At 67.4% G+C, this 21,210-nt stretch carries 23 protein-coding genes and 1 pseudogene; 5 read left to right on the top strand and 19 right to left on the bottom strand.

What is annotated here, in order from left to right:
* Window positions 1-214: 214 nt before the first annotated feature.
* From AB0I04_RS41195 to AB0I04_RS41185, 3 genes are all read right to left on the bottom strand, one after another.
* Complete coding sequence (locus tag AB0I04_RS41195; protein ID WP_360897698.1) at window positions 215-595, bottom strand: STAS domain-containing protein; 381 nt, start codon at window positions 593-595, stop codon at window positions 215-217.
* Window positions 596-1,139: 544 nt separating this feature from the next.
* Complete coding sequence (locus AB0I04_RS41190; RefSeq protein ID WP_360897696.1) at window positions 1,140-1,391, bottom strand: hypothetical protein; 252 nt, start codon at window positions 1,389-1,391, stop codon at window positions 1,140-1,142.
* Window positions 1,392-1,515: 124 nt separating this feature from the next.
* Complete coding sequence (locus AB0I04_RS41185; protein ID WP_360897694.1) at window positions 1,516-1,719, bottom strand: cold-shock protein; 204 nt, start codon at window positions 1,717-1,719, stop codon at window positions 1,516-1,518.
* A 173-nt stretch (window positions 1,720-1,892) separates the two neighbouring features.
* On the opposite strand from AB0I04_RS41185, the gene AB0I04_RS41180 reads away from it, so the two are divergent.
* Both AB0I04_RS41180 and AB0I04_RS41175 read left to right on the top strand, forming a co-directional pair.
* On the top strand, window positions 1,893-2,090 hold the full coding sequence (locus AB0I04_RS41180; protein ID WP_360897692.1) for a hypothetical protein: 198 nt from the start codon (window positions 1,893-1,895) through the stop codon (window positions 2,088-2,090).
* Between the two features lie 991 nt (window positions 2,091-3,081).
* Window positions 3,082-3,474: a hypothetical protein gene (locus AB0I04_RS41175; protein WP_360897690.1), complete on the top strand. Its 393-nt coding sequence runs from the start codon at window positions 3,082-3,084 to the stop codon at window positions 3,472-3,474.
* 111 nt (window positions 3,475-3,585) lie between these two features.
* Here AB0I04_RS41175 and AB0I04_RS41170 read toward each other — a convergent pair whose 3' ends face one another.
* The 7 genes and pseudogenes from AB0I04_RS41170 to AB0I04_RS41140 form a co-directional block, all read right to left on the bottom strand.
* A complete protein-coding gene (locus AB0I04_RS41170; RefSeq protein ID WP_360897688.1) occupies window positions 3,586-3,732 on the bottom strand; it encodes a hypothetical protein in 147 nt (48 codons plus the stop codon).
* Between the two features lie 188 nt (window positions 3,733-3,920).
* Window positions 3,921-4,847, bottom strand: coding sequence for a helix-turn-helix transcriptional regulator (locus AB0I04_RS41165; RefSeq protein WP_360897686.1), 927 nt, complete (start codon window positions 4,845-4,847; stop codon window positions 3,921-3,923).
* Window positions 4,848-5,008: 161 nt separating this feature from the next.
* On the bottom strand, window positions 5,009-5,800 hold the full coding sequence (locus AB0I04_RS41160) for an SDR family oxidoreductase (protein ID WP_360897684.1): 792 nt from the start codon (window positions 5,798-5,800) through the stop codon (window positions 5,009-5,011).
* 115 nt (window positions 5,801-5,915) lie between these two features.
* A complete protein-coding gene (locus AB0I04_RS41155) occupies window positions 5,916-6,755 on the bottom strand; it encodes an SDR family oxidoreductase (protein WP_360897682.1) in 840 nt (279 codons plus the stop codon).
* 615 nt (window positions 6,756-7,370) lie between these two features.
* A pseudogene (locus AB0I04_RS41150) lies at window positions 7,371-7,505 on the bottom strand (oxidoreductase); the annotation flags it as partial.
* Between the two features lie 402 nt (window positions 7,506-7,907).
* Window positions 7,908-8,792, bottom strand: a complete 885-nt coding sequence (locus AB0I04_RS41145) for a helix-turn-helix transcriptional regulator (protein ID WP_360897680.1) — start codon at window positions 8,790-8,792, stop codon at window positions 7,908-7,910.
* A 36-nt stretch (window positions 8,793-8,828) separates the two neighbouring features.
* Window positions 8,829-9,635, bottom strand: a complete 807-nt coding sequence (locus tag AB0I04_RS41140; RefSeq protein ID WP_360897678.1) for an SDR family oxidoreductase — start codon at window positions 9,633-9,635, stop codon at window positions 8,829-8,831.
* 542 nt (window positions 9,636-10,177) lie between these two features.
* Here AB0I04_RS41140 and AB0I04_RS41135 point away from each other — a divergent pair.
* Complete coding sequence (locus tag AB0I04_RS41135; protein ID WP_360897676.1) at window positions 10,178-10,438, top strand: hypothetical protein; 261 nt, start codon at window positions 10,178-10,180, stop codon at window positions 10,436-10,438.
* 441 nt (window positions 10,439-10,879) lie between these two features.
* Here AB0I04_RS41135 and AB0I04_RS41130 read toward each other — a convergent pair whose 3' ends face one another.
* The 4 genes from AB0I04_RS41130 to AB0I04_RS41115 all read right to left on the bottom strand — a co-directional run bounded on the left by AB0I04_RS41130 (window position 10,880) and on the right by AB0I04_RS41115 (window position 14,923).
* The gene (locus AB0I04_RS41130) at window positions 10,880-12,067 is read right to left on the bottom strand and encodes a glycosyltransferase (protein WP_360897720.1); all 1,188 of its coding nucleotides are present in this window, start codon (window positions 12,065-12,067) and stop codon (window positions 10,880-10,882) included.
* A gap of 820 nt (window positions 12,068-12,887) precedes the next feature.
* Window positions 12,888-13,184, bottom strand: coding sequence for a GlsB/YeaQ/YmgE family stress response membrane protein (locus AB0I04_RS41125; protein ID WP_360897674.1), 297 nt, complete (start codon window positions 13,182-13,184; stop codon window positions 12,888-12,890).
* A gap of 943 nt (window positions 13,185-14,127) precedes the next feature.
* Window positions 14,128-14,667 (bottom strand): STAS domain-containing protein, encoded by a 540-nt coding sequence (locus AB0I04_RS41120; protein WP_360897672.1) that lies wholly within the window; start codon window positions 14,665-14,667, stop codon window positions 14,128-14,130.
* Window positions 14,668-14,680: 13 nt separating this feature from the next.
* Window positions 14,681-14,923 (bottom strand): lipopolysaccharide assembly protein LapA domain-containing protein, encoded by a 243-nt coding sequence (locus AB0I04_RS41115; protein ID WP_360897670.1) that lies wholly within the window; start codon window positions 14,921-14,923, stop codon window positions 14,681-14,683.
* A gap of 517 nt (window positions 14,924-15,440) precedes the next feature.
* On the opposite strand from AB0I04_RS41115, the gene AB0I04_RS41110 reads away from it, so the two are divergent.
* Window positions 15,441-15,782, top strand: a complete 342-nt coding sequence (locus AB0I04_RS41110) for a hypothetical protein (RefSeq protein ID WP_360897668.1) — start codon at window positions 15,441-15,443, stop codon at window positions 15,780-15,782.
* 132 nt (window positions 15,783-15,914) lie between these two features.
* Here the strand turns inward: AB0I04_RS41110 and AB0I04_RS41105 are convergent, their stop codons facing one another.
* Window positions 15,915-16,313: a hypothetical protein gene (locus AB0I04_RS41105; protein WP_360897666.1), complete on the bottom strand. Its 399-nt coding sequence runs from the start codon at window positions 16,311-16,313 to the stop codon at window positions 15,915-15,917.
* Between the two features lie 533 nt (window positions 16,314-16,846).
* Window positions 16,847-17,098, bottom strand: a complete 252-nt coding sequence (locus AB0I04_RS41100; RefSeq protein ID WP_360897664.1) for a hypothetical protein — start codon at window positions 17,096-17,098, stop codon at window positions 16,847-16,849.
* 131 nt (window positions 17,099-17,229) lie between these two features.
* On the opposite strand from AB0I04_RS41100, the gene AB0I04_RS41095 reads away from it, so the two are divergent.
* Window positions 17,230-17,385, top strand: coding sequence for a DUF6131 family protein (locus AB0I04_RS41095; protein ID WP_360897662.1), 156 nt, complete (start codon window positions 17,230-17,232; stop codon window positions 17,383-17,385).
* 484 nt (window positions 17,386-17,869) lie between these two features.
* On the opposite strand, the gene AB0I04_RS41090 is transcribed toward AB0I04_RS41095, so the two are convergent.
* The 3 genes from AB0I04_RS41090 to AB0I04_RS41080 form a co-directional block, all read right to left on the bottom strand.
* Window positions 17,870-18,985, bottom strand: coding sequence for an acyl-CoA desaturase (locus AB0I04_RS41090; protein ID WP_360897660.1), 1,116 nt, complete (start codon window positions 18,983-18,985; stop codon window positions 17,870-17,872).
* Between the two features lie 14 nt (window positions 18,986-18,999).
* Window positions 19,000-20,103, bottom strand: coding sequence for a ferredoxin reductase (locus AB0I04_RS41085; RefSeq protein ID WP_360897658.1), 1,104 nt, complete (start codon window positions 20,101-20,103; stop codon window positions 19,000-19,002).
* Window positions 20,104-20,795: 692 nt separating this feature from the next.
* Window positions 20,796-21,050, bottom strand: coding sequence for a helix-turn-helix domain-containing protein (locus AB0I04_RS41080; RefSeq protein WP_360897656.1), 255 nt, complete (start codon window positions 21,048-21,050; stop codon window positions 20,796-20,798).
* Between the last annotated feature and the right edge of the window lie 160 nt (window positions 21,051-21,210).

Here is a 21,210-nt window from a genome sequence, read left to right as displayed (position 1 = left end):
CCTTCGCGGAGGGCGAGATGGTGGAATCCTCGGGCGACCAGGGGTCACCGTCCAAGGGGCCGTCGAAGGAACGGCGCCTGCGGAGCGGCATCGGTGATCTTCATCCCCGGAGACCACCATGCCCGCTGCCGTGGCCATGGCGGTCGGTTCGGTCGTTTCCACCCGCCGGGAAGGCGCCGGCTCGAGCCAAGGCGGGGATGGGCGGGTTCGGCGGTCACGCCGCCGTGCGGTGATGGGTACGCGGGCGGCCGAGTTGTGCGGCGGAGAGGGTGGGGTGGATGGTGAAGGCGCGGTCGAGGCCGGTGATGCGCAGCAGCTTGGTCACGTTGGGGCGGGGTGCGGCGAGTGTGAGGGTGACGCCGTGCAGGGCAGCGCGGCGTTGGGTGCCGACGAGTAGGGCCAGGCCGGAGGCGTCGCAGAAGGAGACGGCGGACAGGTCGATGATGACCGGCGTGGTGGTGTTCGCCAAGGTGGTGAGGATCCGGTCGCGGAGGGCGGCGGTGGTCGCGATGTCGAGTTCGCCGTGTATCGCGATGATGGTCCGGCCGGATGCCCGGCGGCTGAGCAGCCTGGCGCGAGTGATGGTGTGATGCATTGGTGAATCTCCGATCGAGATGACACGGCCGGATTCGGCCGCGGTGAGCGTGGATGAGAGGCGGGATCCGCCTCAGTGTGAAACGCGTGCCGCTTGGGCAGCGCGCCGATCGCGCCGGGGACGGTTAGATCACGGCAACGAGGAAGGTCGCTGAGGGCCGAGTCCGTCTGACCGCACGCGGCGCGGCCGGACTCCGGCAAGGGGGAGCGTGCGCCTGTTCGGCAGCATGATCGCCGACCTGTCTTGGCCCGTGACTGAGGGCCGACCTGGTAGTACGCCGGGAAGGCGTCGGCTCGACTGCCGGCACAGAGGCTCCTCGGTTGTCTCCAACCATACCCCTTCGCCGTGCGATCGGGTCGGTCGTCACGCCCGTCCAGCGGCCAGGTCTGCAGCGGTGTCCGCCTACGAAATCGCGGCGGACGGCGATTCCGCACCCGATCGTCTCGTGGTCGTCAATGGCAATCTCGTCGTGTGCCGGCCGGCGAGACGTCGTGGGTCCTGCCTCACCTGCTCCCGATCCGTTTTGGGCGACCATTACGTCGAGTCAGAAAGTGATGCCTCTTCCGCGGACCGTGGCGACAACGCGGGCCGAGACGACGAGGGAGAAGTTGACGAGCAGCGTATGAGGCTGGTTGCTTCCCTGCTCGGCGACCACCAGCCGCGCCACCACTCCATTCTGCATCCAGCCCGCCAGTTGATCTTCCGTGGGGGGCTCGTCGAGGAGTAGCAGCTTCCAGTCCGCGGTCTGTCCCACCACCCGCAGATGAAGCTCGGCCATGGGCTTGGAATCAGGCATCTCGATCCCCGCAGTCGCCTCTAACGGCAGTCTACGACCTGGCGCGACCGTGGGTCCCTGGTGGGCGGGACCGCATGGGGGCCCGCGCCCTCCGGCGCGAGCCCCGCGACACACTGCAGTGATGTCAGGCGGGAATGATGTTCTCGGCCTGCGGGCCTCGCTGGCCCTGCGTGATGTCGAACTGGACCTTCTGACCCTCCTTCAGCTCACGGAAGCCCTGAGCGGCGATGTTCGAGTAATGTGCGAAGACGTCGGTGCCGCCGTCGTCCGGCTGAATGAAGCCGAATCCCTTATCCGCGTTGAACCATTTAACGGTGCCTTTGGCCACGATTGTTCCTTTGGGGTGCTGTCAGAACCCACGCCATGCGGGCTCCAGTCGCTGAAATGCCCCCGACCGGAGGAATCCGGTATAAACAAGAATGCGCCTGTGGTCGAACCGGCAGGCGCACATAAAGTCTATGGGAACCAGAACTGCAACTATCGTCAAGTTATCACATTAAAATGAATACGCGGCTCGGCCGCATCAAAATCTCATCGTCCGTCGCGCCGAGCCTGTCGCTCGGCGATGGCGGCCACCACCTCGGTGACATGGCGGCGGCACACTGGATCACGAGAATGACGTCCGCTGAACCAATTGGTGTCCACGACCAGTTCCGCAGGGTCGCCGCACAGGCAGGCGTCGAGCGCGCCGGGCGGTAGAGGCTGGACGTGTGGCCGCTGAGTGGTCCGTCTCGGGCGGAAATTCACTGTCTCGGGGTGATCGGCCCGCTCGGTCCGGCCGCCGCCTGGAGGGTGTCCGCTGGGAACGCTCTGCGGTCTCGGTGCTTTGGGGGCTCGTGCGTCGAGTGACCAGATGCCGGACGTCCTGCCCGCGTCCGCGCGGCCGTCGGGTGGTTGGGGCGTCATGTTCGCCGGCCCGTCCCGGCCATGAGGGCCGAACTAGTAAGCGGCCGGGGACGCGCCGACTCGGCCGTCGGCCCGCGTGAACTCCTCGGTCGTACCGACCATATCGCGGTGTGAGCGCGAACCGGCAGGCAGCGGCCATGCGGATCGCCGCGGCGGTGTGCCCGCAGTCCGCTACTGCGGCGTCCGGGTCGCCCATCCGCTCATCCCGACGCCGGCGGCCGGGCGGCTTGCCGACGTCGGCGCGCTGAGTGCGCTGGGATGGCCGCCGTACCGGCGGCTTGCGTTGATCACTCGTCGTTACGCCGGCGCATCGTGGGCAGAGCCGAGCCCTGGGCCGTTCGCGGCGGTTTGGGAACTGGCCCGGGCCGGATCTTCCTAGCGCCCGTCCCGGCCCTCGTCGCCATTGATGCGCGTCATGAGTCCTCACACCCTCGGCGCCGGTCCGGGGGCCGCACTGCCATCGGTCGGCTGCGCGGCGGGGCCGCCGGTGTGCTGGGGGCCGCGTGAGTCTGGTCGCTGATCATCAGCATGTTCTGGGTTCGGCTGTGGCCGCTCGCCCCGTGTACGCACGCAGCTCCCCGCCTTCCGCCGCCGGTCTCGGCGTGGCCGCCTGTCTTCTGGAGAGGTATTTCCGCTGGTGGATAGGGTGGAAATCGGGGCGTGGCCAGCGTAAGAGCGTGGCCGCCAGCTACGAGTCGCACGGCCACCGGCCACGTCCTTACGCGTGTACCGCAAGCGATCGTGCGGAGGATCGCGGACGCCCATGACAGTAAAGGGGAAGGTCATGGTCTTGCGCGAGGTGCTGGGACTCCTGCGGCTGGCCGCAGGCAGGGTGAGCCGCCCTCGTCGTCTCGAGACCGTCGCGATGACGCGGGCCGAGAGCCGCGAGCTGGCCGAGGTGATGCGGGCGCTGCCGGACCGGTACGCCGACCGCCTGCCCGAGCGCACACTGCGGCACGTCACCGACGATGCGGCGGCCGGGAAATGGGAACACGCCGTCGAGCAGACAATCGGTGTCTTGGCCTCGCGAGCGGTGCCGGTGAGCGCCGCCGAACGCGACCAACTCGCCGGACTCGCCGACGCGCTCGGCCTGCCCGTATCGCGCATTGCGGACCTGCACACCGACGCTGACGCCGGCCAGGATGCCGGCGAGGTCGCGGGGCTGTGGGCGACGTAGCGTCAATGACAGAGACGTGGCTGGTCGACGGTCAGGCGAAGGAGGCGGCTGACCGGCTGGGCGTAGAGGAGCATCAGGCAGGCGGCGACCCGGGTCGGCAGCGATATCTGGTCAATGGTGCTCGCCGTGCGTGGCGTTCCAGGCGTCGAGGTCGGACCGGGTGCAGCGGCCGCGTTCGTCGAGCCAGGTCAGGAACTTTACCGGCGGTGGTGAACTGCTCACCGGCCGGCCGATGAGCAGACGAGCATGCTCGACCACCGCGGAGCGGTACAGGCGGGCCAGTGCGATCGCAGGCGTCCATCCCCTGGGGACGGTAGCCGACTCGTACGGAGTGGGGTTCCCGGTCGACTGGTATTGATTGGCGGCGAGCGCCTGAGGCCTGCCTGCCCAGCACGTGTCAGCGCCGGGCAGACGATTCGCAGTTGAGATGGACGATGCGGCGGCCCTTATATCCTCGGGACGCCCGAACCTTCCGATCTTGAAGGATCAGCGTCGACGGTCTCGGCGGGTTCGCCCTTCTTCCGAGAGGTCGTCCAGCTGGCGAGGAGTCTCAGTGCGGCCTCGGATGCCGAGCCGGGTTCGCTGGTGTAGATGTACAGGGTCTGCTCCTCCACGGCGGGGAGCTTCATGGCCTGGTACGTGACGGTGAGGTCGCCGACGACCGGATGGTGGTAGCCCTTGGTTCCGTCGGTGCGTTCGTGGACCTTCTGATCGACCCAGTGTCGCCGGAAGGGCGCACTCTGAGCCGAGAGTTCTTCCACCAGTCCCTGCAGCCACGGATCGTCCGGGTGCCGGCCGGCGTCCATACGGAGCATGGCTGTCGTGTCGGCGGCGACGGTCTCCCAGTCCGCGTACAGGTCCCGGGCGTACGGGTCGAGGAACACGAACCGTGCCTGGTTCCGCTCGGGACCGGGAAGCGCGTCGAAGTCGACGATGAGTGCCATGGCGAGGCGGTTGCCGGCGAGGACGTCGGTGCGTCGGCCGAGCACGAAGGCGGGGCAGTGGGCCTCGTCCAGCACGTCCAGCAGTCGGCGGACGGCCGGCCGGATCTCCTGCGGCTCCGGTCGAGGGGCGCGGCGCTGCGCGTGGGAGGCGGGACGGGCTGCGAGGTCGAACAGGTGAGCGCGTTCGGTGTCGTCCAGGCGTAGGGCGTCCGCCAGGGCGTCGAGGACGGCCGGCGACGCGGTACGGCAGCGCCCTTGCTCCAGGCGGGTGAGGTAGTCGGAGCTGACGCCGGCGAGCTGGGCGAGTTCTTCCCGGCGCAGACCGGGCACGCGCCGCCTCGAAGCATGGCCTGGCAGCCCCACATCGGCGGGCTTCAGCCGCTCGCGGCGGGAGCGCAGGTACTTCCCCAGGTCCACCAGGTCTTTCATGTTTTGAGTCTGCCCGACCGAGGCAAGCGGCCGAGCGGTGTAGCCGGTTCGGGCTCGTTCTGGCAGGCGTGCGGTGGGCCGGGGACGATCTGGCCCACCACGTTCCAGCTGGGGCGCAGTGCCCTTGCCGGGTGCGGTGGGCCAGGCACCGGTGACCGGCATCAGACGGCTTGTGCGGTGGGCAGGATGGTGATCTCGGTCAGGTTCACATGACGGGGCACCGAGGCGATGAACGCCACCGTCTCGGCGATGTCATCCGACTGCAGGACGTCGATGTCCCTGATCAGCCCGGCCATCAGCGCGGTCGCGTCCGCGTCGGTGACATGGTCGGGCAGCTCGGTGTCGACCATGCCCGGTTCGATTGCGGAGACCCGGACGTTCTTGGGCCCGAGCTCGACCCGCAGGAGCCGGGTGAGATGGCTGATGTAGGCCTTCGTGCCGGAGTAGATGGAGAACTTCTCCAGGATCCGGGTGGCGGCGATCGAGGAGGTGTTGATCAGATCGGCCGGACCGTCGGCTGCGGCAGCCGTCAGCTGCGGGAGGAACGCGGCGATGATGTTCATGACGCCACCGACGTTCAGGTCGATCTGGCGCTGCCAGTCATCGACCTTCAGGTCCTCGATCGCGGAAATCAGCTGGACGCCGGCGTTATTGAACACCAGGTCCACGGTGCCGAGCCGCTCGGGGATCTCGTCTGCTGCGGCTTGGACCGCGGCGCGGTCGGTGACGTCGACGGGCACGGCGACGGCGCCGCCGCCGGCGGCCTCGATCGTGTGTACAAGCGCGTCGAGCCGGTCCTTGCGGCGGGCCAGGACGGCGACTTTCGCGCCGAGCCGGGCGAGCCGCTGCGCAGTGGCGGCGCCGATACCGCTGGAGGCGCCGGAGACCACCGCCACACGTCCGGCCAGAGGAGTGCCGGTGAGGATTTGTGAGGTTGCCGTAGAGGTCGACATGGGAGTCATCACTTTCGGTGTCATGAGTGGCCGGTGTCCGGGCGGCACCGGCCGATGGGTCGGGAAGCCGGCCTGACGGAGGATCGGGGGCTCCGCGAGGCCGGCCGGTCTGGATTCAGGCGCCGTCGTCGTGGGCGGTGGCGATGGACTTCTCCCGCCAGGGTCCGGCGTCGTCACGGATCCGCTGGATCTTGACTTCGAGTCGTTCGAGGGTGTCCCGCCCCAGGTAGAGGTGGCCGGGCAACTTTTCCTGCCCGGTGACCTCATAGATCAGGGCCGCGCCCCGGACGGGGTCGCCGAGCTGCGCGTGGTTCGCGGTGCCGATCCAGTCCAGCGTGTTGTGCGCCGGCGTGCCGTCGTAGTCCGCGATCCGGGCGGCAGCGACCGACAGCGAGCTGGCGTCGAGGAAGTCGGTTCGGAAAACTCCGGGCTCGACCACCATCGCCTGGATGCCGAACGGCTCCAGCTCGGCCGTCAGGGCTTCGCTGATACCCGCCACGGCGAACTTCGAGGCACTGTAGAGCCCGACACCGGGCTCGCCCTCGAAACCGGATCGGGATCCGATGTTCACGATCTTTCCGGAGCCCTGGCGGCGCATCACCGGCAGCACCGCACGGGTCATGTTGATCAGCCCGAAGACATTCAGGTCGAACAGCGATCGCGCCTCGGCGTCGGTGATCTCCTCCACCGCGCCGAGCAGACCACGGCCCGCGTTGTTGACCAGCACGTCGATCCGGCCGAACCGACTCACGACCTCGCCCACTGCAGCGGGAATGTCCTCGGTCCTGGTCACGTCCAGGGCCAGCGGCAGCACATGCGAGGAGTTCTTCAGATCGTCCGGGAGCCGGTCGGGGTTGCGCACCGCGACGGCGACGTCGTCGCCGTTCCCCACGGCGGCTCGGGCTATCTCCGCCCCGATGCCACGCGATGCCCCGGTTACCAACCAGACAGCCATGATGGGCGTCCTTCCTGACAGGTTCCACTTGCCGCGTCCGCCGCTTCCCTGCGTGTTCGGCGTCCGTGGTCACAAGTTTGGGCAGCGGAAGCACGGCCAGGAAGGCCGGGAGTTTCCTGGGAAAGCCATTCCCAGGCTGCGCGGTCGGCGTGTGCGCAGGGACAATCCGGCAGGGCCGCGGCAACGATGGCCGCGTCGGGGCGACACCTCCGTACGCGCGAACGGCACGGCCAGACCCCGAGGTCCGGCCGCGTGCCGTTCGCGCGGTCTGGTCATGCCGGCTGACAACCTGAACCCGCTGGCGGGCCCCGCCTTCGCCAGACTGTTCCGGCGTACCGCGCAGGCAGCGTAGGGACGGGAGCGGTTCGTGCCGTCTTGCGGGGACGACGCCAAGAATCCACTACTCGACGTACCGCGTCCTATTTCACCGTACTACTACATGCCATTTGATCCGCGTCCGCCATTCGCTTCACGGAATATCAGCCCGACGGTGCGATACCACTGTCGCATCAGGCCGGTGACATGCCTACCCGACCGAGACGCCGGGCGACGAACCCGGGCCGAGTCGTTGCATTGCCGATCGGGTGCACCACAAACGGGCTGGAGGCTGGGGTCGTGGCTCTGCAGGTTGGTGGCAGCCCAGCCGGGGTGTGCGGCCAGGGCGCGTACGGGTGAGCCGGAGACGGTGACGCGGCGCTGCAGTTCCAGGGTGAACAGCAGGTTGGCCAGCTTGGACTGGCTGTAGGCCCGAATCGAGTGGTATTCGCCCGTGAGGCTCAGGTTGAATCCCACCGGGCTCTATGGAGACCTCAGCTGATTCACCGATCCGAACCTGGACCGATTACCCGGCCAAGGCCGCGTGACGAGCCACTAGCGCGTTGTCGTAGGCATCCCCCTACTGCTAATCGATGATGCAATTCCATCCAGCGCAGCAGTTTCCGCAATCGCATTCGAGTTGTATTGGCCCGGCATCGCTGTGATGGATCAGCCCGTCACCGACACGGCGTCGGGCGTCATCGCGCCGCCACAGCGCCATCTTCAACGGTTCACGCGCGTGTCCACACTGATTTTTGTCTCACTCCCGTGTTTACTTTCCGGCAGATTGTTGCCCCACGTCATGGTCCGCTGACTAGTACGGCTGAAGGGGCTGGACTATCCGTTGTGTGCTTCGAGCTCGGTCGCCAGCGTCTGTTGGGTGGCCTCCCACGACGCCAGGAGCGCCAAATTGTCAGCGGTCGGTGTGCCCGCGGGTGCGGTGTAGACGTTGAGGTGCAGGCCGGGTTCGGCGGGCAGTTCCAGGGACTCGACGTCCAAGTCGAGCTGGCCCACGATCGGATGGCGCACACGCTTGCGGCCGGACCGGTGCAGCCGCACGTCCTGAGATGCCCACCGCTGCCGAAATAGCTCACTGCAAGTTGACAGTTCGCCGACTAGGGCGATCAGCTCCTCGTCGTGCGGATTGCGGCCGGCTTTCATGCGTAGCTTCGCGGCCGCGTCACCGGAAATTTGGTCGTAGTCGACAAAGAAATCTCTGGCCGCCTCGGGGTTTAGATAGACGAACCGCGCTGTGTTCGCGGGCCGTCGCGGGTCGGCCAGCACCGGTGAATACAGCGCGCGAGCGAGTTGATTCATGGCGAGCACGTCATAACGGCCGTTACCGATCCAGGCCGGCGCATCGGAGATCGCGTCGAGCACCTGCTGCAGCGTCGAGCGCACCGTCACGGCAGGCCTACGCCGGCGTGGGCCGCTGGGCGCCCTGGATTGGCGCGCGAGGTGGAACAGGTGGTCGCGCTCGGCCTCGTCGAGTTGCAAGGCAGAGGCCAACGCGTCGAGCACGCCATCGGAGGCACTGGCGAGGCTGCCGCGCTCCATGCGCACGTAGTAGTCGACCGATACCCCCGCCAGTAGCGCTACCTCCTCGCGGCGCAGACCTTTGACCCGACGGTTGCCGCCGTAAGCGGGCAGGCCCGCCTGCTCGGGTGCGATGCGGGCGCGACGCGAGCTGAGAAACTCCCGGATCTCGGTGCGTAGATCCATCGTGGCCATCCCCTCACCGCGAGCCCGTCCCGCCGTCTAAGGGGTACCCGATGCGGTCGTCGCGATGCCGCCGTCTACCGGGATGATGGTGCCCGTGAGGTAGGACCCAGCCCGGCTAGCGAGAAACACGGCGATACCCGCCATGTCGTCGTCGCGGCCGAGCCGGCGCAGAGGGGCCTTCGCCGCGATCGTGTCGCCGATGGCATCGAGCGTGGACGCCATCATCTGCGACGGGAACACTCCCGGTGCTACCGCGTTCACCGTGACGTGCTGTGGGCCCAGCTCTCTGGCAAGCACTCTGGTGAGTTGATGGAGTGCCGCTTTGCTGCTGGCGTACGAGTAGTTGGGCGACTGGGCGACGTGGATGGCGGCGATACTGCCGATGTTAATGATCCGCGCGGGATCACCGGCGGTGCCCGCCCTGCGAAGTGCGGGGAGCAGCGCCTGCACCAGCCAGAACGGCGACTTGAGGTTGAGGTCGATCACTGCGTCCCAGGCCTCGTCCGGGAACGTCGCTAGCGGCTCGCGCCACATCGCTCCCGCGTTGTTGACAAGGATGTCCAGGCGTTCCGAGTCGGCCTTGACAAGATCAGCGAGGCGCTGACACTCGTCGTGCCTGGACAGGTCGGCGGGGATTGCTTGAACGTCGCCGAATTCGGACAGTAGATGCTGTGCCTCCGCGCACGTGTCTGCCTCGCGTGAGCTGATGACGACGCGGGCACCCGCCTGGAGAAGGCCGCGCGCTATCATCATCCCAATGCCCCTGGTGCCGCCAGTGACAAGGGCGTACTTCCCACTCAGATCGAAAAGGTCTGTGTGAGTGGTGAATTGGTTGTCCGCCATTGGTATCCGTCCCTTCTGTCGTGGAAGAATGCGCCGACACGGTCGCGCATTCGGGGCAGCTGAATTGAACTGATGGGGGGTAAAACTGCAGTGCGTGTCCATGGAGTGTTGTCGGCGCTTTCGACTCAACCAGGTTGACAGGCGTTTTGGACGTCTGGGAGACCCTGGTGATACAGGTACTGTGAGAGCCACCCTTGCCTGGTGCGCTGACTCACCTCAGTGGTTCGCTCCAGCCGCCTCTTACGGCTGGTGTTGCCGCCGGCGTCATACGGTCTCGTTCCTGACACGCCCGGCGCACCATCTCCGGAAGCCCCGGCCGTCCCTGGGGAGCCTGTCGAGGAGGTGCACCCCGAACGGCGAGGTGACGAGCGTCGACACCGCGGGAAGCGTCGCCTGACCGGCTTGATGGCCCTGGTTCCTGGGACCGTGGACGAGGGCACACTTGAGAGTGTCGGGGTCCGCGCCGACGAAGCGTGGACCAGGGGGTCGAGGTCAGCCGGGTGGGGCCGCCCGTCTGGATTCCGCGTGGAAGGGGATCGGCCGTGCCTGACAACATCGTACTTATCCTGCGATTTCACCCGGTAGGCGGGGAAGATGTCTCTGTGGTGTGCCGGGATTTCACTGACGAGGATGAGGCGCTGGAAGCGGTCGCTCACGCCATCGACGAGCATCGCAGCCTGGTCTTGAACGAGGCGAGGTATGAGCGCGAGCCCGACGAGACCGGCGTGGTCATCAACATGGACAACGTGGTGTCGATGCGGGTGTCGAGGACCGAGAGCGCCGCGACGGGCCAGTACATCTAACCGAGCTTGACGGTACGCCGGTTCAGCGTCGGCGGTCAGCACGGGTATGGCGCGGCTCGCGCAGAACCTACGCAACGTCCCGAATTCTCGTAAACAATCCCCGGTAAGCACTCACCTCGACAGCGACATCGCGATGATCGCCTCCCAGACTCGGCGCGTCGGCGCGGCGCCCCTGTGCAGTCACCCCCGAAGACCGAAGCCAGCCGCCGCACCGGCGCGCTCTGCGCCGTCACCGCGCCGACTGGCGCGACGACCTGGACCACCGCGGCATGCGCGAAGTCCGTCCCAGCCTGGCCCGGCCACGAAGACCACCACTCCGGCGGGATCGCGGTCACGCTGGTTCTCGGCACGGTCGGCATCACCCGGGTGCGCCGCCTAGCCGGCACCGCCGGTCGAGCCCGGAAGGATTACCCGGCGGCATCGACATCAACTCGCATCGAGTCACCTCGCGAGCCGGGCCGACTCCGGTTCACGGCGGACCGCCTGATAGATGTTCAGTGTCTCGCGGGCGATGCGATCCCAGGAGTAACGCGACTGTGCCCGATCCACCCCCGCGATGCCGAGGGCGGCTCGGAAAGTGGGATCGGCGAGCAACGCCCGGATACGGCGAGCCAGCTCGGCGGGACGGCGGACCGGGACGTGGATGCCGGTGAGCCCGTCGATGACAGAGTCCAGATGCCCGCCCACCGCAGTGACCACGACTGGCACGCCGCAGGCCATCGACTCCAGCGGCACCAGCTCGGACGGTGCATCCCAGGGCAGGCTGACCGTCAGATCGGCTGAGCGCAGCCACCGCGGTACATCGTCGTGGGCGACGCGGCCGAGAAATGTGACCCGTTCGTCCACGCCGGTCTCCTTGGCGAGGATGTGCAGCCGGTGCACCGCCCGGTCGCCGTCGAGGTCTTCCCGTGGTGGCCCGCCGGCGACGACGAGCTCCGCGCCGGGAATGCGGGCGAGGGCGCTGATGGCCGTTTCGATGCCCTTGTGCTGGGCCAGCGAACCCACTGCCAGCAGCCGGTATACCCCACTCCGGCGCATGGCCGGGCCGCGTGGGTTGAACTGCTGGACGTCCACCCCGCCGGGCACGATGGCGAGCCGGTGACGCGAGACGCCGATCCGGATCAGCTCGGCATGCTCGCTTTCGGATGTGGCGATGACCGCGGCGGCGGTCCGGCCGATCGCTCGCTCCAGGCGTGGCCGCTCTGCCCGGACGACCTCGCCGTGCCGCTGCGCGATGCAGGCGATCGTGTGGAAGGTCTCGACGACCGGGAGATTCAGGTCGCGCGACGCCGCGAGTGCGGCCAGGCCGCTCGTCCAGTAGTGCGCGTGGATCACATCGGGGCGGTCGGCCGTCCAGCAGCGGGTCAGGTGCGCCACGAAGGCGGGCGTCTCGCAGAGCAGGTCGTCTTTGGGCAGCGGCCATTCCGGTCCCGCCGCGACGTGTTCAACGGTGACCCGGGGGGCCAGCCGTGCCCGGTCGCGGACGTCCGGGGCTTGGCGGCGGGTGTAGACGGTTACGTGATGGCCCATCCGGCCGAGCGTTCGCGCGAGGCCGGCGACGTGACCGCTCTGTCCTCCCGCGGGGCCCGACCCGCCGGTGGTGAGCGGATTTGCGTGTTCGGAGACCATGGCTATCTTCATCGCTGCTTCTCCGGGGGAGTGGACGTGTCGGCGACTCGCGGTCGGGGGCGATGCCGGCAAAGGAGGTGCCGATCACCCCGGTGTGCACGCCGACGGCCTAATTCGGCGTTGGGCATGCCCGGGCGGCGCGCACCATCTACGGGCGGCGAGGGCGGGCTGTGGGGCACCGTCATCGGCCCGTCGATCGATGTCCCGCTGTGGGGGTCACCCTCGGGTCGGAGGTCGCGCCGGAGTTCGGCGAGGGTGTTTTCGGCGATCGGCTGGGCTTTGGGGATGCACTGGCAGTTCTCGCCGTGTTGGTCGCGGTGCCAGGCGATGAGGTATTGCAGGGTGAGCTGGTTCCTAGCGCGTCGAGGTGCTCACAGCGCGGTGCCGATCCGTTCGGGCTGATGGGCCGGCGCCCCCAGGGTCTGCCGCGCTCGCTTGCCCGTCCGCAGGCACAGCCGTGGGCACGCCCTTGTGACCCGCATCCTGCGCACGGGCGTCACCTTCATCGTCGCCGGTTCACGGGATGCAGGCGCCGGGAGCCGGGCGGTCAGGGCTCCGGTTCCTGCGGCCAATCGTCGATGACGTCCTGCTGGCTGCGGGCAGAGGGCCGGTTCGGGCGTCGCCTGGTGCGTACCACCAAAGGCAGCACGAGCCCGGCGATACCGGCGAGCATCAAGATGACACCCGCGATGTGCAGGTCGATACCGCGTATGGACCCGGGGCGAACGTGAGGACCGCCCCGACGACGATGAGGGCGATACCGCCACCGATGGGCATCACGCACCGCCCTCTCGCCGGTCCAACCGGGAGGTCGGCGGTGTCACCTGTGGCCTGCCCCACGGCCGACGCGCCGGCCACTACTTTGCCCGGTGACCAGGTGGTAGGCGAGCAACAGGACGGCCGCGCCTGCGATGGCGGTGATCCAGGTTGAGAGATTGAAGAATCCCTGGGTGCCGTCGACGTTGAAGAACTGCGTCGCCAGGAAACCGCCCAGCAGCGCACCGGTGATACCGATCAGGGTGGTGATGACCAATCCGTGGCGGTCCCTGCCAGGGACCAGCATTTTGGCGACCATCCCGGCCGCGAGTCCCAGAATGATCCAGGCGAAGATGCCCATGACCGACTCCTAAAGTGCAGTGAATGGAGGTCTGCGAGAGGTCGGTCTTCCAGGCCGGTCGACGCAGGAGCCCGATCACCCGCGGGATGGCGAGTGCCGGAGCTGTCATGCTCGTTCACCTCTGAGCCAACCCCACCCGTACTGCGCGGGAAACAGCCGATCCCGGAAGAGCCCATCACCGCAACCGATCACCAGGCGATGGGGCATCTTGACGTCCCCTCAACACGATCTCGGACTCCGCGGATAGGACTGCCTCGTCCGACCGTCCTCACCACGGGAGCAACTCGACCGGCCGCGTGGTCATGGCCTCCCCGCCGATTGGACGACGGCGGATTTCGCCGGTGCCCCCGTCGGCCAGGAGCGGCCCGTACAGCATCGCCCTCACCTGCCGTCACGAACCGCAGACACCGGCCGGAGCGGCGCGCGCGAGACTTGGCGGACCACCGATGAGCATCGCACCGAAGCAAACCGAAAACGACCCCGATGCAGTCACACCGGGGTCGCCCCTTTCGGGCCGCTACACGTGAGAGTGCACGACCCAAATCAAAGTTATCGCAGGCAGTGGCTGATCGCCAGGACAAGCGAGTCGGGTGCTGCGCGGCTGGAAAACTCGGCTCAGCAACTTGACGTGCGGCGTTTCGACACGGCCGCGATGTCCCGGGGCGCACCAACCTGGTGCGCTGCACCTCGCTCCTTACGCGTGACCGAGCGTGCACGCTCCGACCGAACGCGGGAGCGAGTCAGGACGCAGGCGCCTTGGCGGGTTGGGAGGGACCCGGCGTTTCCTGGACACCCAAGTCAAGATCACATGATGCGGCGCATCGCCCTCTACAACTCACATTCCCCGCATCCACGGATTCCGCGTCGTCACGCACGTGGGCCTGCAGACTCCGCTCACGCACTGCGTGCTCTGCGTCTTGTTCGCCGGTGGTTCGCCCGGGTCCTACACGGCTGCCGGCTTTGCCTGAGGTTCGAGAACCTCCATGACGGGCCGTTTGGTGACGAGAGTTCGCACGGCCAGGGCCGAACGAAGCTCTCCGCCATTCTGTGAGGCGTTCCGCGTTCGGGCGTGCTTCCTGGCGTGGGTCACATCGCCGATCGCGGTGCGCCGGGCGATCGCGTCAGCCAGCGTGGGGTGGATGGTGAGCCTGCGGTCCAGGCCGGTGACGTGCAACGCCTTCGCGACCCGGGGCCGGGGAGCGGCTAGACAGAGAGTGATGCCGAGGCGGGTGGCACGGCGTTGGGTGCCGATCAGCACGGCCAGCCCTGCCGCGTCGCAGAACCACACCTCGGACAGGTCGAGGATCAACAGCCTCATACCGGGGCGGAGTACTTCCAGTAGACGCTCACGCAAGGCCGGGGCGGTGGTGATGTCGACGTCACCCCGCAGCTTGACGATGGTGCGGGCGCGGCAATGGAAGTTGGACGGGCCTACCTCGATCTGGACCTGGGCGTGGCCCGAGGTGGTGAGTACGGTGGTCATCGGTTGTCTCCGATCACAGATGGACGCGGGCCGGGGCGCAGATCGACCGGCGGCGCCGGCGGGCTAGGCGGCGCACCTGGGTGATGCGGGCGGTGCCGAGAACCAGGGTGACCACCATCCCGCCGACCATGGCGATCAGCAGCCCGACCGCCAGCGGCAGCGCACCGTGCATGCCCAGGAAGGACACCTGCACGCTGCGGGGGTTCTGCAAGATGAACACGATGACGGCGATCAGCACGATCGCGGCGGCCCACACCCTTACCCACGCGACACTGGTGCGAGTCGGAGACACCGGTCGCGGCGCCGCGGGACGGGCCTGGCCTGAAGGTGCGAGAACACGACGGGCGGGCGCGATATGAGTCGATCTCTCGCCCGCGGAGTCGGGACGGACACGATGCATGATCGGCATGACATCCCCTTTTCGGTGAGCCGGCGTGGCAGGCAGCCTCAAAATGGGGATGTCGTCGTTTCCGGATACTTCGACTCTACGCTCGCCGGCGTCCGAAAACCAGAAGTATCCAAGAATTCAATTCCGAAATGGGTTCAAACATTTCGCGTCCGACAGGATCACGGCTCGGGAAAACACTGTCGGTACTTTAGGGTTTCCTCCCCGGGGCGGGTCATCGAACGAGGAATAGAAGCGCATTAGCGGCTCTCCGCTGTATTTTCTGATGTATGATGGAGTCGCTGAGGGTATCTCGCATAATAACGATCAAGTCGACGTCGTCCTGGGCGAATGAAAATCCGGCCCCTTCGCAGGGGCCGAGGACGTCGTGACGCGCGGTCCGCAAGACCACATCATGCTGCTGGTCATACCGCCCGAGGCGTCAACGGCTTCGGCGAAAGCCGCGCTGGCGATGGCGGCCACCGGCAAGAACAGCGGCAGGCCGGAGGAGATCCTCGCCGCCTCCGGCATCGACGATGAGGCCGGGGCGAACACGCCTCGGGCGGTCCCGGGCGACGGTGATCGCCCATGTGACCGGGGACTGTCGGCGGACGCCGAAGACGTTCGTAAGGTGATCGAGGACGCTATGCGAGACGAACGGAGTCAGATCGGCCGCTGGCTCGACGACGGCGCACCCTCCCCGGACTTCTTGGCAAGGGATCCGAACTGATCCCGCCAAAGAGGGTGGGCTAGCCCATCCCTGGCAGCCTCAGCGAGGCCGTCTCCAACCGGCAGGCCGAGCGGCCTGCCGGGGCGTGGCAGCCCGATGCGAGACCGATGACGACGCTCCTACCGGACGCTCCTACCGGAAGTCACGCTCCGACTCTGGCTCGGCACTCTCGTATTGGCCGATGTCGCCCCCGTAGTCGTCGTGGTCATTCGCCGCCTGTTGACGAGTCCGTTCCTGCCGGGGCGGCTCCTCCTCTCGCTGTCCGCCCTTCGTGACGCCCGGTCCGCGCATCGATTGCAGCTTCTCGCTGATCGCGGCCTTCTTCACCACTGACGTGCCCGCGTCGACCAACTGAGTACGAATATCTGCCGTTAGCTTGTCCAGTGGGGCACCCACAGGGGTACGCCGTAGCACTTCGCGCTCATCTATGGGGACTTTGCCTCCCGCTGCTGCCAGGAGCGCAAGAAGCGCGGCCAACCGCTTCTTGTGTCTACGCCCCAGCAGGTAACCCACGACGACGCCAACCGCCATCTGACTTCCGCACTTCATGCCTTCCCCCTCCAGCGCGACCCACGATCACCGGAACCCGGTGCCGGTGTGCGAATGAACGCACGCGATCCGGGCCGTCGGCCGACCGGAGAGTCGGCGAGGACCGCCGGGGCCCAGTGGATCTACGGGAGCTCTGTCCCACGATCAGCTCGCCAAGGACCGGGCGCCACCGCACTAGTGGAATAGCGGCCGGACTGCAGGTCACCGCGTGTTAGTTCGACTGTACCTCTCGGCAAATCACCGAAGATCGGGTCCTCCCTCCTGTCCGCAGACCGCTTCACCACGACCTCAAGCCGGACAGAGCTTGCGCGCCGCCCCGTCGTTGCCCGCCGACATCGACCCCGTCACGCTGAGGGTCGCTTGCCCCACCGGTGACCGGTTCCACCAGTGCCGGGCTCAGGCGGTTCGCGAGATCAGTTCGATGTGGTGCCGGCGCTGGATACATTGCTTGCTGGTCGCACCGGATGCAAGACAACGCCTTGCAGCACGCTATGCCGGTATGAGTGCTTATTCAGTCATTCGCTGCGCAGAGAGATGTCATCGGTCTCGGCGATGTTTTCAGCTTCGATGGCTCGAAGTCCGTGACCGAGCCGTTCACGAGCCTGGCGCAGAAGCTTGAGTGAGTTGGTGAATGTGCTCTGTTCGGCGGCGCGCTCCGGATCGGCCCCGTGCTCTTCGAGGAGGTGTGTCTGCAGAGCTGCGGCGACTTCGTCGACCGCTTTGAGCGCCTGGTAGATAGCCAGTTCCCGCGCAATGTCGTTGACCATACGGCAAGTATCCCGCCAGGCGGTTGCATAGTCGTAGCAGGCCGTCGGTTTCGGCGGGGCCCAGCCGGGCTCGCCGCTCCGCTATCCACCCTCTGCTGCACCTTCGCCTCCATCGAGAGCAGGCAGCCATCATGATCATTGTTGGAGTCATCCTCCTGATTGCCGGATTCCTGACCGGCATCACCATTCTGTGGACCATTGGGATCATCGTCCTGGTCGTTGGACTCGTGCTCATGCTGATGGGCCGTATGGGGCACGCCGTCGGAGGCCGCCACCACTACTACTGACAGTGACTACAGCACAGGCACCGCTCACCCAGAACGCCCCGCAAGCATCACCGAGCTGACCACTATCCAGGCAGGCGCGCCTGGGCCGCCTGATCGGTGACCGATGCCGCCGGCGCGCTGTCACTGCCGGCCGTCTGCCACTGGCCGGCCCAGCGCTTTGCCGCTGGGGACACCGCCACCGCCGAGGCCTTCACCGCCGCCGACTCAGCACCCACCCGCCACTGGCGCGGCTGTGGACCTGGCCACCGTGGCGGCTGCCGTCCCCGAAGCCCTGCCGGGAATCCTGGCCGACCTCACCATCGATGTCCGTCGACAGCGGCACCTTCGCCAGGGCCGCCGCGTAGTCGGCGACGAGTTCCGCGATGTCGTCCGGCAGCGGGGTCGGCGCGCGCCGCGGCGGCGGCCCTGTCCTCGTCTTCGGTTCGAGTTCGTGTTCTCCGAAGTCGGGACTGCTTTTGGGAATGCGTGGTTCTCACCGTGTCCTTCAGATGACCGCGTGGAGATCTGGGGTTTCTGGTGTTGCCGGTTCGGCGTGCTGGCGCTGGGGCCCTGGGAAGGCGAGTCGCAGGATGCGCTTGTAGACCGAGCCTGTCTGCCGGACCAGTGAGCCGGAGGTGTACGGGAGCCCGAATCGTTCGCACAGGCCACGAATTCGTGGCGCGATCTCGGCATACCGGTTGCTCGGCATGTCGGGGAACAGGTGATGCTCGATCTGGTGGCTGAGGTTGCCGCTCATGAGATGGAGGAGGCGGCCGCCGTCGATGTTGCAGGAGCCGAGCAGTTGGCGGACGTACCACTCGCCGCGGGTCTCGCCTTCGAGTTGTTCTTCGGTGAAGACTTCGGCGCCTTCGGGGAAGTGGCCGCAGAAGATGATGGTGTGCGCCCACACGTTGCGGGCCAGGTTCGCGGTGAGGTCACCGAGGAGGACGGGCACGAAGCCGGGGCCGGCCAGCAGCGGGAACGCGAGATAGTCCTTGACGATCTGGCACCGTACTTTGCCCACGATGGCGCGCAGCTGGGTCCAGGTCTCTTTCAGGCTCTTGTCCCCGGCCGGAATGCGTTCGACCTCCAGGTCATAGAGCGCGATGCCGTACTCGAAGACCAGTGCGAGCAGCACGTTGTAGATCGGCTGGAGAAGGTAGACCGGATGCCAGCGTTGCTCCGGGCTGACCCGCAGCAGCGAATAGCCGATGTCGCGGTCCTTACCGAGCACATTCGTCCAGGTGTGGTGGACGAAGTTGTGGGAGTGCTTCCACTGGTCGGCCGGTGACACGACGTCCCACTCCCAGGTGGTGGAGTGAATCTTCGGATCGCGCATCCAGTCCCACTGCCCGTGTAGGACGTTATGGCCGATCTCCATGTTCTCCAAGATCTTCGCGGTGGCCAGCGCCGCGGTCCCGGCCACCCAGGCGGGCGGCAGCCAGGACGCGAACAGCAGGACGCGGCCGGCCAGCTCCAGCTTGCGCTGGGTCGCGATGATGCCGCGGATGTACTGTGCGTCCCTGTCCCCGAGGCTCGCGATGACCTCGTCGCGGATTCTGTCCAGCTCACGCCCGAACTCCTCGATCTCGGTCGGACTGGCAAGCGCGGTCGTCGACATGATCCCCCTTTGAGTCAAAGCTCTATCTCGACCGGGCCGGCGGCGGCCGACACACAGGTCTGGACAAGGTCGCCCGCCTCACCGTGGATCTGACCGGTGCGCAGGTCACGGACCCGCCCCGAGGCGAGCCGCCCCACGCAGCTGTGGCAGATCCCCATCCGGCAGCCGCTCGGCATGAGGACACCCGCCTGCTCCCCGGCGATCAGTAGCGGCGTGCCGCCGTCGGCGTCGGTCTGCCGCCCGCTCCTGCTGAACCGGATCCGGCCGCCCTCGCCCGCTGTCGTCGGCGCGGCCGGGCGAAAGTGCTCGACATGCAGCCGATCAGCCGATCCGGCCCAGTGCTCCTCGGCCTCTTGGAGCATCTCGGCCGGCCCGCAGACCCACGCCATGCGTTCGGCCCAGTCCGGGCACAGAGCCGGCAGGTCGGCCGGCCGCATGCGCCCCCCGGTTCGCGTGTGCCGCTCATACAGCCGCAGATTCGCGAACCGCGCCGCCAAGGCCCGCAGCTCCGCACCGAAGATGACATCTTCCGGCGTGGGCGCCGAATGCAGCAAGACCACATCGGGCAACTCACGGCACCCGACGTCTCGGTGCGATACGTCGGCTCCGGGCTCCGCCGCACCCCTCGCCGCCGTACCTGACAGGAGGCCGTGCAGCATCGCCCGCACGGGCGTGATGCCGCTGCCGGCCGTCAGGAACAGCAGCCGCTGCGGTGGCGGCTCCGGGAGGACGAACTCCCCGTCCGGCCCGGCCAGGTGGACGATCACGCCAGGCGCCGCCTGCCGTACCAGATGGCGCGAGACCAGCCCGTCCGGGACCGCCTTGACGGTGATCGTGATACATCCGTCCGGGCGTCCCGGCGGGCAGGACAGCGAAAAGGTCCGCCAGTGACGTACCCCCGCGATATCGATGCCGATCCGGACCCACTGCCCTGGCCTGTGCCGAACCCAACCACGGCCGGGACGGATCACCAGCGTCGCCGCGTCCGCGGTCTCCGGATGGATCGTCTCAACCCGGCCCCGCACCTCCCGCCCGCACCACAGTGGGTCGAACAGCGCGAGATAGTCATCCGGAAGCAGCGGCGTGGTCAGCGACTGTACGGCGCCCGCCAGCCGCAAGGCGGCCGACCGGACCGCGGCGCTCGGTGCCGTCCAAGAACGGCCATGTGAAGCCCCTGCGACCAGGACATCCACCGCCCGTTCCCGACCGTCGATCGGACCCGCCCCCATACAGGGCGTGGTACCCGGCATAGCGACCACCACCCACCCCGGCACGCTGGCCCTTTGCCCTTCGCCGGCTGACGAACCGGGAGAACTCGCCAAACGGCGGCGGTAACGTCTTCACCAACACCTGCGGGCGGCCGCTCGGCCCCGACGGCCTGTCGGTCAACTTCGCCACAGAATCGCGAGACTTCCCAAGTCGGCGCGCTACCGCGTCCTGTTTCGCAGTACCGCTACCTGCTATTTGGCCCGTGTTCGCCATTTTCTTTGCGACGCATCGGCCCGACGCTGTACCGGCTGCTGTCGGGGCGTACCGCGACATACGAGCGAACAACGAGCAAACGGAGCCGGCGTCGGCGGCGATCGGGCGCGATGGCGACGTCCAAATCCCCGCCTTCCAGAGCACGCCTTTGATCTCGTACACCACGTCCGTGGACGCAACCCACCGCTGGACACGATCTTTCCCACCGAGCCGTTCGCCCCAACACCACGATCGGTCAGCCCAACGGGCTGGTCGGGTTCAACGCGCTGCAGCACGGGGCCACGACTTCATGGGTCGAGGTCCACGGCGCCTACCACGGCAGTGCTCATCAGCCGACAACGCCAACGTCCTGCAGGTCGCCGAGCAGCACGGCGCGCCACACCTGAACCCGATCCCGGATCTTCAAGATCGCCCACACGGTGGCCGGAGACACCTTCCGGCCCAAGCCGGCGGTCTGCCCGGCGATGTGCCGGTATCCCCAGTCCGGGTTCTCGGCAGCCAAGCGCAGCACCAGGGCTCGGATGGTGGGTCGGGTCGGTGGTCGGCCGGGCCCGCGCTTGGGGTAGGTCCAGCATCGTTTCACCAGGTCGGAGTGCCATCGCAGGAGTGTCCGCGGGGTGATGAACAGGTCTGTGTGATTCCCCAGGTGTCCGGAGGCAACCCCCCGGGCTTCGGACGAGATGATCGCCTCCGCCGTGTACTCGTTGCGATCCTCGCGTGCGTGTGGCCCACGCCTTGCCGTG

Source organism: Actinoallomurus sp. NPDC050550, assembly GCF_040655075.1.
Classification (GTDB): domain Bacteria; phylum Actinomycetota; class Actinomycetes; order Streptosporangiales; family Streptosporangiaceae; genus Actinoallomurus.
The sequence above is the reverse complement of the archived record's forward strand: the minus strand, read 5'-3'. Positions and strand labels throughout refer to the sequence as shown.

What these genes read in the sequence shown, in the direction of transcription:
- AB0I04_RS41125 (WP_360897674.1), bottom strand. Translation starts at nt 13,184, where the DNA reads ATGGGCATCTTCGCCTGGATCATTCTGGGACTCGCGGCCGGGATGGTC.
- AB0I04_RS41130 (WP_360897720.1), bottom strand. Translation starts at nt 12,067, where the DNA reads ATGGTCTCCGAACACGCAAATCCGCTCACCACCGGCGGGTCGGGCCCC.
- AB0I04_RS41140 (WP_360897678.1), bottom strand. Translation starts at nt 9,635, where the DNA reads ATGGCGGACAACCAATTCACCACTCACACAGACCTTTTCGATCTGAGT.
- AB0I04_RS41190 (WP_360897696.1), bottom strand. Translation starts at nt 1,391, where the DNA reads ATGCCTGATTCCAAGCCCATGGCCGAGCTTCATCTGCGGGTGGTGGGA.
- AB0I04_RS41100 (WP_360897664.1), bottom strand. Translation starts at nt 17,098, where the DNA reads ATGGTCAACGACATTGCGCGGGAACTGGCTATCTACCAGGCGCTCAAA.
- AB0I04_RS41095 (WP_360897662.1), top strand. Translation starts at nt 17,230, where the DNA reads ATGATCATTGTTGGAGTCATCCTCCTGATTGCCGGATTCCTGACCGGC.
- AB0I04_RS41160 (WP_360897684.1), bottom strand. Translation starts at nt 5,800, where the DNA reads ATGTCGACCTCTACGGCAACCTCACAAATCCTCACCGGCACTCCTCTG.
- AB0I04_RS41090 (WP_360897660.1), bottom strand. Translation starts at nt 18,985, where the DNA reads ATGTCGACGACCGCGCTTGCCAGTCCGACCGAGATCGAGGAGTTCGGG.
- AB0I04_RS41175 (WP_360897690.1), top strand. Translation starts at nt 3,082, where the DNA reads ATGGTCTTGCGCGAGGTGCTGGGACTCCTGCGGCTGGCCGCAGGCAGG.
- AB0I04_RS41180 (WP_360897692.1), top strand. Translation starts at nt 1,893, where the DNA reads ATGAATACGCGGCTCGGCCGCATCAAAATCTCATCGTCCGTCGCGCCG.
- AB0I04_RS41155 (WP_360897682.1), bottom strand. Translation starts at nt 6,755, where the DNA reads ATGGCTGTCTGGTTGGTAACCGGGGCATCGCGTGGCATCGGGGCGGAG.
- AB0I04_RS41105 (WP_360897666.1), bottom strand. Translation starts at nt 16,313, where the DNA reads ATGGCGGTTGGCGTCGTCGTGGGTTACCTGCTGGGGCGTAGACACAAG.
- AB0I04_RS41165 (WP_360897686.1), bottom strand. Translation starts at nt 4,847, where the DNA reads ATGAAAGACCTGGTGGACCTGGGGAAGTACCTGCGCTCCCGCCGCGAG.
- AB0I04_RS41145 (WP_360897680.1), bottom strand. Translation starts at nt 8,792, where the DNA reads ATGGATCTACGCACCGAGATCCGGGAGTTTCTCAGCTCGCGTCGCGCC.
- AB0I04_RS41195 (WP_360897698.1), bottom strand. Translation starts at nt 595, where the DNA reads ATGCATCACACCATCACTCGCGCCAGGCTGCTCAGCCGCCGGGCATCC.
- AB0I04_RS41120 (WP_360897672.1), bottom strand. Translation starts at nt 14,667, where the DNA reads ATGACCACCGTACTCACCACCTCGGGCCACGCCCAGGTCCAGATCGAG.